This window comes from Yersinia sp. 1252 StPb PI, assembly GCF_048593885.1.
GTDB lineage: Bacteria > Pseudomonadota > Gammaproteobacteria > Enterobacterales > Enterobacteriaceae > Yersinia > Yersinia enterocolitica_E.
In genome coordinates, this window is the sequence record NZ_JAZGQE010000167.1 from 1 (window position 1) to 10450 (window position 10450).

The following is a 10450-nucleotide window of genomic DNA, read 5'->3' on the forward strand; positions in this document are numbered from 1 at the left end:
TGCGATGTGTTAAACCACGATTAACACCGTACAAGATTTTTTTCGGGCCGGGATAGCATTAATTTAATAAATTTTCGTCTGCAAGATATGGCTTAAATTTGAGATAAAAAAAAGCCGCTGCCATTATTTAATGGCAGCGGCCTGTTTCACGCAGAGTTAAACGCCGCTAATAACGCAGCGGCGTCAAAGACAAAAGGGACACTTAGCCCGCAACTGCGATACGTTTCATATCGGTCATATAGCCACGCAGTTTGTGGCCTACGGCTTCAATTGGGTGGTTACGAATGGCTTCATTCACATCACGCAGTTGCGCGTTATCAACCGCAGTACCGGCAACGCTCTTACCCAAATCCCCTGCTTGCAGTGAATCCATGAATTTGCCTTTCAGCAACGGAACCGCCGCGTTCGCGAACAGGTAGTTACCGTATTCAGCCGTATCAGAAATAACCACGTTCATTTCATACAAGCGCTTACGAGCGATGGTATTGGCGATCAATGGTAACTCATGCAGTGATTCATAATATGCAGACTCTTCGATGATACCGGAGTCAACCATAGTTTCGAATGCCAGCTCAACGCCCGCTTTCACCATGGCAATCATCAATACACCGTGGTCAAAGTATTCTTGTTCGGAGATTTTACCTTCAAACTGTGGCGCATTCTCGAATGCTGTTCTGCCGGTCTCTTCACGCCAGTTCAGCAATTTAACATCGTCTTGCGCCCAGTCAGCCATCATGCCGCTAGAGAAAGCACCAGAAATGATGTCATCCATATGCTTTTGGAACAGCGGAGCCATGATTTCTTTCAACTGTTCAGACAGCGCATAAGCACGCAGTTTAGCCGGATTGGACAGACGGTCCATCATCAGCGTAATCCCGCCTTGTTTCAGCGCTTCGGTAATGGTTTCCCAACCGAACTGAATCAGTTTCTCAGCATAAGCCGCGTCAGTACCTTCAGAAACCAGCTTATCGAAACACAGCAATGAACCAGCCTGCAACATACCACACAGGATAGTCTGCTCACCCATCAGGTCAGATTTTACTTCCGCAACGAAAGAGGACTCCAACACACCCGCGCGATGGCCACCGGTTGCTGCCGCCCAAGCCTTGGCAATCGCCATGCCTTCGCCTTTAGGATCGTTTTCCGGGTGAACCGCGATCAGCGTCGGCACACCAAAACCACGTTTGTATTCTTCACGAACTTCAGTGCCAGGGCATTTCGGCGCTACCATCACCACAGTGATGTCTTTACGAACTTGCTCACCCACTTCAACGATATTGAAGCCATGAGAGTAACCCAGTGCTGCACCATCTTTCATCAGTGGCTGAACTGCCTGAACCACTGCGGTGTGCTGTTTGTCTGGTGTCAGGTTAACCACCAAATCAGCCTGTGGGATCAACTCTTCGTAAGTACCTACTTTGAAGCCATTTTCAGTCGCTTTACGCCATGAAGCACGCTTCTCAGCAATCGCTTCTTTACGCAGAGCGTAAGCCACGTCCAGGCCAGAGTCACGCATGTTCAAGCCTTGGTTCAAGCCTTGTGCGCCACAGCCGACGATCACCACTTTTTTACCTTTCAGGTAGCTTGCTTCATCGGCAAATTCGTCACGTGCCATAAAGCGACACTTACCTAATTGCGCCAACTGCTGACGCAGGTTCAATGTGTTGAAATAGTTAGCCATGGTATTACTCCGTTCGGGTTCTGTTTTGTGGGTGCAGCTATTTATTTTGGTTACTGCAAACGAATATTGTGTTTGTGTAGCTAATGTTGTGTGTTGCTGTTTTTCACATCCCCTGTCTGGGCCGGGGATTATCTTGGATTCACTATATGACAGGAAACACATTGCTGAAATTGATATATTAACAATGTGACGTTGCAAATTCTGCAATACAGTTTATTTCTTATGCAATACAATAGCTCTTCTCACCTAAGAGGCTGTCTGTTATGGATTTACGTGACCTGAAATTGTTTCTGCATTTGGCTGAAAGCCGCCACTTTGGCCGCACGGCTAAAGCGACACACGTCAGTCCATCCACCCTGTCGCGCCAGATCCAGCGGCTGGAAGAGACGCTCGGACAGCCCCTGTTTTTACGTGACAACCGCACGGTGCAACTGACCGATGCTGGTACACAGCTCAAGGCTTTTGCTCAACAGACATTGCTACAGTACCAGCAACTGCGCCATGCACTAGGCCAGCATGGGCCATCGCTCAGTGGTGAACTGCGGCTATTTTGTTCGGTCACCGCCGCTTATAGCCATTTGCCCCCCATTCTGGATCGCTTTCGCGCACGCCATCCGTTGGTTGAAATCAAACTCACTACCGGTGATGCCGCCGATGCGGTGGATAAAGTGCAATCGAATGAGGCTGATCTCGGTATTGCGGGTCGCCCTGAAGTGCTCCCCACCAGCATTGCCTTTACCCAGATTGGCGAGATTCCACTGGTTCTGATTGCACCAGCACTGCCTTGCGCAGTGCGTTCACAGGTTTCGGTGGAACAGCCCGATTGGGCCACGGTCCCCTTTATTTTGCCTGAGCATGGCCCATCACGAAAACGCATTGATTTGTGGTTCCGCCGTCAACGCATCAGTAACCCATTGATTTATGCTACGGTTTCCGGCCATGAGGCGATTGTATCAATGGTAGCATTGGGCTGCGGTGTGGCACTGATCCCATCGGTAGTGGTGGATAACAGCCCGGAACCGGTGCGCAACCGCATTTCCTTGCTGGATGATATCTCGTTGGTCGAGCCATTTGAACTGGGGGTTTGTGTACCCAAAAAACGGCTCAATGAGCCGTTAATCGAAGCATTTTGGGGGCTGCTGTAGTTTACAATCGAGAAGAGTAATTCATGACGGGAACAAGATTCCTTGGCCCCAGAGTTAAAGGATTACCCATAGTCGCCCCCACAGGAGCAGGAGTGCTCTCTTTGGTAGGGAAACTGTTTATCGAATCTGTCAGTCGGCAGATATCGCTTTGCAAATTGTTGGTACTGTTTACGTTGGGATAGGTATTAATCACGTTATAAATGGTTCCACCAGCAGCATCAAATATCTGTTCAGCGCGGCGAGTTATATTATTTTTAGCATCGAAGCTTTGTTCTATTACCAAGGTTTCTCCCAATTGAACCGCTTTTTTAACCGAATCATAGCTAAAGCTTTCAACGACCCTCTTAGTCATATTATTCTTCAAATCAAAGTGCTCGATAGCCTGATTCATCGTATTGGTAGCTGCATCAAAGGTTTTCACTTCAACCATCTTATTGCTTGCAGCATCAATGTGTTCTTTTGTTACAATTTGCCTAATGATCTCCCCTTTGCGACGCGTTGTTTCAATTGTTGTCGCCCCATCGGGCATTGAATAAGACTGAATTGAGTGTTGCAGGGGATTAAAACGACTACTTAGCGGCGTAGGGGGTATGTAGTCAGGTGCCGATGGCTTAATTGATGCCTTAATCAAGGCTAATGTTTCACTCATATAAAAACTCCATATATTATTCAAACCATGAAAAAAAATAATCATTCAACAACGTGGTTATTAACTGCGATATTATTCATCTCAATTAATAAATCCACAGATGATATTACGCTGCACTAATACTGAATTTCATTTGGAATGCTTATTTTTGAGAATATATAAGAAGATTAAATATAACTAAGTAGAAATAAAAAACTCAGCACTTATTAGCCCTGAGTTTTATTGTTATTGATAGGTATTCACCGCCACTTCATCCAGCCAAAACTTAACCCGCCAAAAAGAACTTAAACGCCGGGTTGTTGGTTTCATCATGGCAATCATAGCCCAAAGCGGCCAGGTGCTCTTCAAATTGCGGCTCAGAATCTGACAACTCAAACCCTGCCAATACCCGGCCAAAATCAGTGCCATGGCTACGATAGTGGAACAAAGAGATATTCCAGTGCGTACCTAATGTATGCAAGAACTTCAGCAATGCGCCCGGTGATTCAGGGAATTCAAAGCTGTACAGCCGCTCACGCAATGGTTTGGAAGGTCGGCCACCCACCATATAACGCACATGCAGTTTGGCCATCTCGTCGTCAGATAGGTCCACCACCTGATAATCTTTTGCCTGTAGCTCAGCCAATATCTCTGCCCGCTCGGCATAGCCGCGCGTCAAACGTACCCCTACGAAAATGCAGGCATTATCGGCATCCGCATAACGGTAGTTGAATTCAGTGACCGAACGCCCCCCCAGCAACTCGCAGAAACGCAGAAAACTGCCTTTTTTCTCGGGGATAGTCACGGCCAGCAAAGCTTCGCGCTGCTCGCCCAGCTCACAACGTTCTGACACATAGCGCAGACCGTGGAAGTTCACGTTAGCCCCGGACAGCACATGGGCCAGACGTTCGCCTTTGATATTATGCTGCTGGACATACTTTTTCAGGCCCGCCAGCGCCAAAGCACCAGAAGGTTCGGCGATGGCACGCACATCTTCAAATAAATCTTTTACTGCCGCACAGATAGCATCACTGTCGACGGTGATCACCTCGTCCAAATACTCCTGGCACAGGCGGAATGGCTCATCGCCAATACGTTTGACGGCGACACCCTCGGCAAATAACCCAACACGGGCCAGGTCAACCGGCTTGCCCGCATCCAGTGCGGCGCGTAAACAAGCTGAGTCTTCCGCTTCAACCCCGATCACTTTAATCTGTGGCATCAGTTGCTTGATAAGCACCGCCACACCGGCCACCAGCCCACCCCCACCGACCGGGACAAAAACCCGATCAAGGTGTGCGTCTTGCTGGAGTAACTCCATCGCCAGCGTCCCCTGCCCGGCGATAACGGCCGGATGGTCAAACGGCGGAACAAAGGTATAACCCTGCTGCTGGGATAACTCGATAGCTTTGCCTTTGGCTTCATCGAAATTGGCACCGAACAGCAGCACCTCACCACCAAAACCGCGCACGGCATCCACTTTGATGTCAGCGGTTGCTACCGGCATCACGATAAGTGCCTTGATACCCAGCTTACTGGCTGAGAGCGCGACACCTTGCGCATGATTACCGGCAGAGGCTGTTATCACACCACAGGCTTTCTGCTCTTCTGTCAGACCCGCCAGCATCGCATAAGCACCACGCAGCTTAAAACTGTGCACTGGCTGGCGGTCTTCACGTTTAACCAAAATGGTATTAGCCAGGCGGGAAGAGATTTTTTCCATCACTTGCAACGGGGTGACTTGTGCCACCTCATACACCGGCGCGCGCAATATCGCCCGCAGATATTCTGCCCCGCAAGGGGCAGCAGATAAGGGTTGTGATACCGCCATGGGTATTAGCCTCCCAGCTTACTTTTGTCGCGCACAGCACCTTTGTCGGCGCTGGTTGCCAGCAGAGCATAAGCGCGCAGTGCATAAGAAACCTGACGTTCGCGGGCTTTAGGCGACCAGGCAGCATCGCCACGGGCTTCTTCAGTTTCACGACGAGCGGTCAGCTCAGATTCGCTCACATCCAACACAATGCCACGGTTCGGGATATCGATATCAATGAAATCGCCATCCTGCACCAGACCAATCAGGCCGCCACTGGCCGCTTCTGGTGAAACATGACCAATCGACAAACCAGACGTCCCGCCGGAGAAACGGCCATCAGTCAGCAAAGCACAGCTCTTGCCTAATCCCATGGATTTCAAATAGGTGGTCGGATAGAGCATTTCCTGCATCCCCGGCCCGCCTTTTGGCCCTTCGTAACGGATAACGACCACGTCACCCGCCACAACTTTACCGCCGAGAATCGCTGCTACCGCATCATCCTGACTCTCATACACTTTTGCCGGGCCACGGAAGGTCAGGCTCTCTTTATCCACACCGGCGGTTTTAACAATACAACCGTTCGCGGCGATATTGCCGTACAGCACAGCTAAACCGCCGTCTTGGCTGTAAGCATGTTCGCGAGTACGGATACAACCCTCTTCACGGTCAGTATCCAGTGATGGGAAGCGGCAATCCTGCGAGAAGGCTTTAGTGGTACGAATACCCGCCGGGCCTGCGGCGTACATCTGCTTGACCCCTTCGTCACCGGTCAGCATCACGTCATAGGTTTCCAGCGTATCGGTCAGATTCAGCCCCAACACATTACGCACCTCGCGGTTAAGCAAGCCAGCCCTGTCCAGTTCGCCTAAAATACCCATAACCCCACCCGCACGGTGCACGTCTTCCATATGATATTTCTGCGTGCTCGGCGCAACTTTACACAAATGAGGCACCTGGCGAGATAAACGGTCGATATCGCTAATATCGAAATCAACCTCCCCTTCCTGCGCTGCGGCCAGTAAGTGCAGTACGGTGTTGGTCGAGCCACCCATCGCGATATCCAGCGTCATGGCGTTTTCAAATGCGGCTTTGTTCGCGATACTGCGCGGCAAGGCACTAACATCATCCTGTTCGTAATAACGTTTAGTCAGCTCAACAATGTGCTTACCAGCATCGAGGAACAGTTGTTTACGATCAGCATGGGTCGCCAACAGTGAACCGTTACCTGGCAGCGCCAGACCCAGCGCCTCATTCAAGCAGTTCATCGAGTTGGCAGTAAACATCCCCGAGCAGGAACCACAGGTCGGGCAAGCAGAGCGTTCAATCTGCTCACTGTCGGCATCACTGACATTCGGGTTTGCGCCCTGGATCATGGCATCCACCAGATCCAGTTTGATGATTTTATCGGACAGCTTGGTTTTACCCGCTTCCATCGGGCCGCCGGACACAAAGATCACCGGAATATTCAAACGCAGAGACGCCATCAGCATCCCTGGGGTAATTTTGTCGCAGTTAGAGATACACACCATGGCATCCGCGCAATGGGCGTTAACCATGTATTCTACGGAGTCGGCAATCAATTCACGTGAAGGCAGTGAATAGAGCATGCCGCCGTGGCCCATCGCGATCCCATCATCCACCGCAATAGTGTTGAACTCTTTAGCCACGCCGCCAGACGCTTCAATTTGCTCCGCTACCAGCTTGCCTAAGTCGCGCAAATGAACGTGGCCCGGTACAAACTGGGTAAATGAGTTAACCACTGCAATAATCGGTTTGCCGAAGTCATCATCGGTCATACCGGTGGCGCGCCACAGTGCACGAGCGCCGGCCATATTGCGGCCATGAGTGGTGGTATGGGAACGGTACTTAGGCATTGTCTCTTCACTCCAATGTATTCTGTGTTGCAGGTGGCGAACGAACCACCTGCTGATTCTGTCTGTCAGTTTTTATTGATTATTGATTGATTGGATCCAGCCAACCGTACTTATCTTCAGTTTCACCGGTGAACAGGCCAAAGAACGCTTGTTGGATCTTGGTGGTAACCGGGCCACGTTTACCAATACCGACCTGAATACCATCTACGCTGCGTACCGGGGTAATTTCTGCCGCAGTACCTGACATAAAGACTTCATCCGCCAAATAGAGAGATTCACGTGACAACACTTGCTCACGCACTTCCAGACCCATATCTTTCGCCAGTTTGATAATCGCATCACGAGTGATACCCGGCAGGGCTGAAGAGGTAAACGGCGGCGTGAACAGGATGCCATCTTTTACTTCAAACAGGTTTTCACCCGCACCTTCAGACAAGAAGCCATGAATATCCAGCGCAATCCCTTCCTGATAGCCGTGACGGCGTGCTTCGCTGCCCACCAGCAAGGAGGACAGGTAGTTACCACCGGCTTTCGCCGCAGTTGGAATGGTATTGGGTGCCACACGGTTCCATGAGGACACCATGGCATCAATGCCTTGCTCCAACGCTTCCGCACCCAGATAAGCACCCCATGGGAACGCGGCGATTATCACATCTGTTTTATAGCCATCTGGCGGGTTCACACCCATGCCGACATCACCAATAAACACTAACGGGCGGATATACGCGCTGGTCAGATTGTTTTTACGCAATGTCGCACGGCAGGCTTCCATCAGCTCATCAACCGACTGGGAAACCGGCATACGATAAATTTTAGCTGAGTCATGTAAACGCTGCATATGTTCGCGGTGACGGAAAACTACCGGACCTTTGTGGGAGTCGTAGCAACGGACACCTTCGAAGACTGACGTGCCGTAGTGTAACGCGTGAGACATCACGTGAACTTTAGCCTCTGCCCACGGAACCATGTCACCGTTAAACCAAATAAAATCAGCTTTCTTCGTCATTCTTTTCTTTCCTTGTGGCGCATCAGGCGCGTATCTGTAATGTATTAGGTTGTAGGATCTCGACGCAGGCGACATCCATAAGCTTACTTAACTGAGAAGACAGTAAATCGACAGGTCGCCCGCTGGCAACGGTCAATTCAATATTAATATTCTCAGCATTAATCATTGGCGACATATTCATAGCACAAACCTGGAAGCCACGGTGCCGCACAACCCGCAATACACGCTCTAACATTTCAGGGCGGAAGCGGGCTTGGATAGAGATTTGATGTTGGATAGAGGATTGATGGTGCATCATGAGATTTTCTCCAGCATGGTTTCATTACCTGCGCCTGGCGGCACTAACGGCCAAACGTTTTCGAGTTCGTCGATGGAAACCTGGAGCAGATAAGGGCCTTCGCTGTTAAACAGCGCATCCAGAGCGGCGTCGACTTGGTCTTTGCGGGTGATACGTTGGCCGGGGATATTAAACGCACTGGCCAGTGTGATGAAATCGGGGTTATCAGAAAGATTGGTTTCGCTATAACGTCCATCAAAAAACAGTTGCTGCCACTGTCGAACCATACCCAATCGCTGGTTATCTAATAATACGATTTTCAGCGGTAACTGTTTTCGTTTTATCGTGCCCAACTCCTGAACATTCATCATAAACGAACCGTCACCGGAGATACAGATAACCATGTCATCAGGGCGAGCCATTTGTGCGCCAACCGCGGCCGGCACACCAAACCCCATCGTGCCCAAACCGCTGGAGGTGATGAAATTCTCAGGCCGGGTAAAGTTCATATGCTGCGCCGTCCACATCTGGTGCTGGCCCACATCGGTAGTCACTACCGCTTGCGGTGCTTTGCGCTCAGATATCTGCTTCAGTAACAACGGAGCATAAATTGCCTGGCCAGGGTGATCGTAGCGCCAGCTATGCTGGTGTTTCAATGCCATGACCTCATCACGCCACGGCTGGATATCCAACGGTTGCTGTAATGCGGGCAGCAATACTTTCAAATCGCCCTGCAACGCGACATGCGCCTGACGCAATTTACCCAATTCAGCCGGGTCGATATCCATATGGATAACTTTTGCTTTTGCGGCGAATGTATTCAGCTTGCCGGTAACACGGTCATCAAACCGCGCACCAACCGCTATCAGTAAATCGCAATCCTGCACCGCAAAGTTTGCGGCTTTAGTGCCATGCATCCCCAGCATCCCCAGATAGCACGGGTGATTAGTATCCGGCGCACCTAAGCCCTTCAGAGTGGCAACCGCAGGAATACCCGTTACCTCGATAAAAGCACGTAAAGCAGGAACGGCCTGTGCCATGCCAACCCCGCCACCGACATACAACATCGGTTTTTGCGCGGTTGCCAGCATATCCCAGGCTTGTTGTAACTCGGCGGCAGAATCAACAAGATGCTCTTCAACTGGCATCAGGTGCGGAGTTAAATCACCCACAGCTAACTGAATATCCTTCGGAATATCGATTAAAACCGGTCCAGGGCGGCCACTGGTAGCAATGGCAAACGCCTCCGCCATGATACCAGGCAACGCCTCTAATGATTCAACCAGAAAACTGTGTTTAGTACAGGCAAGTGACAAGCCCAATACGTCAATCTCCTGAAAAGCATCAGTACCGATTAAAGCAGACCCCACCTGACCGGTGATAGCAATGACCGGCACAGAATCCAGCAATGCATCAGCCAAACCGGTGATCAGATTAGTGGCTCCAGGGCCAGAAGTGGCAATACACACCCCGACTTTACCGGTTGCACGGGCATAGCCAATGGCAGCAATCGCAGCACCTTGCTCATGGCGGCAGAGCAAATGCTCGACACCACCATCATACAAAGCATCGTAGACAGGCATTATTGCCCCACCCGGATAGCCGAATACCGTATCAACACCCTGCGCACGCAACGCTTGAACCACCCACTGAGCACCATTCATAGTTATTTCCCCGACCTTTTGCGGGAGGCACAGGATTTTATTCTGTTGTGCATTTTATGTTCCTCGCGTCTTTAACGTACCAATAAAAAAACCCCCGGACCTTTCGGTGCGGGGGTTCTCTTGAGATTAAGGCTTGATTTTTATGCCTTTATTCGTCCAAGTGCAGCCCCGCACGGTGGGATAATAATCACCACCACGCTAATTAGGACTAGGTTAATCACTTGGACAATCGCTTTCATAATTAGGTTGTTCATCTGTCAGTGTCGAACGAATACCTACAGAGTTATCACAGTTATTGGTTATCTGACAATATTTATTTAAATTATTATTCTGTGAGCCGCTACACGATATGACACAAATAT

The 10450-nt window shown here is 50.2% G+C and carries 9 protein-coding genes; 1 reads left to right on the forward strand and 8 read right to left on the reverse strand.

Going from position 1 to position 10450, the window contains the following annotated elements; genetic code table 11:
• Positions 1-202: 202 nt before the first annotated feature.
• Complete coding sequence (gene ilvC, locus V2A85_RS18920) at positions 203-1681, reverse strand: ketol-acid reductoisomerase (RefSeq protein ID WP_372560096.1); 1479 nt, start codon at positions 1679-1681, stop codon at positions 203-205.
• Between the two features lie 263 nt (positions 1682-1944).
• Between ilvC and ilvY the strand changes: the two genes are divergently transcribed.
• On the forward strand, positions 1945-2826 hold the full coding sequence (ilvY, locus tag V2A85_RS18925) for an HTH-type transcriptional activator IlvY (protein ID WP_005190304.1): 882 nt from the start codon (positions 1945-1947) through the stop codon (positions 2824-2826).
• A 1-nt stretch (position 2827) separates the two neighbouring features.
• Here ilvY and V2A85_RS18930 read toward each other — a convergent pair whose 3' ends face one another.
• The 7 genes from V2A85_RS18930 to ilvL form a co-directional block, all read right to left on the reverse strand.
• Positions 2828-3475 carry a hypothetical protein gene (locus V2A85_RS18930; protein ID WP_420072099.1) on the reverse strand — a complete coding sequence of 216 codons (648 nt, stop codon included), beginning with the start codon at positions 3473-3475 and terminating at the stop codon, positions 2828-2830.
• A gap of 265 nt (positions 3476-3740) precedes the next feature.
• Entirely contained in the window at positions 3741-5285 is a 1545-nt protein-coding gene (ilvA, locus tag V2A85_RS18935) for a threonine ammonia-lyase, biosynthetic (protein WP_372560098.1), read from the reverse strand.
• Positions 5286-5290: 5 nt separating this feature from the next.
• Entirely contained in the window at positions 5291-7141 is a 1851-nt protein-coding gene (gene ilvD / locus V2A85_RS18940) for a dihydroxy-acid dehydratase (RefSeq protein ID WP_083161840.1), read from the reverse strand.
• A gap of 79 nt (positions 7142-7220) precedes the next feature.
• A complete protein-coding gene (locus tag V2A85_RS18945; RefSeq protein ID WP_083161838.1) occupies positions 7221-8147 on the reverse strand; it encodes a branched-chain amino acid transaminase in 927 nt (308 codons plus the stop codon).
• A gap of 22 nt (positions 8148-8169) precedes the next feature.
• On the reverse strand, positions 8170-8442 hold the full coding sequence (gene ilvM / locus V2A85_RS18950) for an acetolactate synthase 2 small subunit (RefSeq protein ID WP_372560674.1): 273 nt from the start codon (positions 8440-8442) through the stop codon (positions 8170-8172).
• Positions 8442-10088 (reverse strand): acetolactate synthase 2 catalytic subunit, encoded by a 1647-nt coding sequence (ilvG, locus tag V2A85_RS18955; protein WP_083161836.1) that lies wholly within the window; start codon positions 10086-10088, stop codon positions 8442-8444. The genes ilvM and ilvG overlap by 1 nt, the downstream gene beginning before the upstream one ends.
• A 140-nt stretch (positions 10089-10228) precedes the next feature.
• On the reverse strand, positions 10229-10327 hold the full coding sequence (ilvL, locus tag V2A85_RS18960; RefSeq protein ID WP_071817873.1) for an ilv operon leader peptide: 99 nt from the start codon (positions 10325-10327) through the stop codon (positions 10229-10231).
• Positions 10328-10450 lie beyond the last annotated feature (123 nt).

Bases quoted from the DNA above. Each gene is read 5' to 3' on its own strand.
- ilvL (WP_071817873.1), bottom strand. From the start codon at position 10,327: ATGAAAGCGATTGTCCAAGTGATTAACCTAGTCCTAATTAGCGTGGTG.
- ilvY (WP_005190304.1), top strand. From the start codon at position 1,945: ATGGATTTACGTGACCTGAAATTGTTTCTGCATTTGGCTGAAAGCCGC.
- V2A85_RS18930 (WP_420072099.1), bottom strand. From the start codon at position 3,475: ATGAGTGAAACATTAGCCTTGATTAAGGCATCAATTAAGCCATCGGCA.
- ilvD (WP_083161840.1), bottom strand. From the start codon at position 7,141: ATGCCTAAGTACCGTTCCCATACCACCACTCATGGCCGCAATATGGCC.
- ilvC (WP_372560096.1), bottom strand. From the start codon at position 1,681: ATGGCTAACTATTTCAACACATTGAACCTGCGTCAGCAGTTGGCGCAA.
- ilvG (WP_083161836.1), bottom strand. From the start codon at position 10,088: ATGAATGGTGCTCAGTGGGTGGTTCAAGCGTTGCGTGCGCAGGGTGTT.
- ilvM (WP_372560674.1), bottom strand. From the start codon at position 8,442: ATGCACCATCAATCCTCTATCCAACATCAAATCTCTATCCAAGCCCGC.
- V2A85_RS18945 (WP_083161838.1), bottom strand. From the start codon at position 8,147: ATGACGAAGAAAGCTGATTTTATTTGGTTTAACGGTGACATGGTTCCG.
- ilvA (WP_372560098.1), bottom strand. From the start codon at position 5,285: ATGGCGGTATCACAACCCTTATCTGCTGCCCCTTGCGGGGCAGAATAT.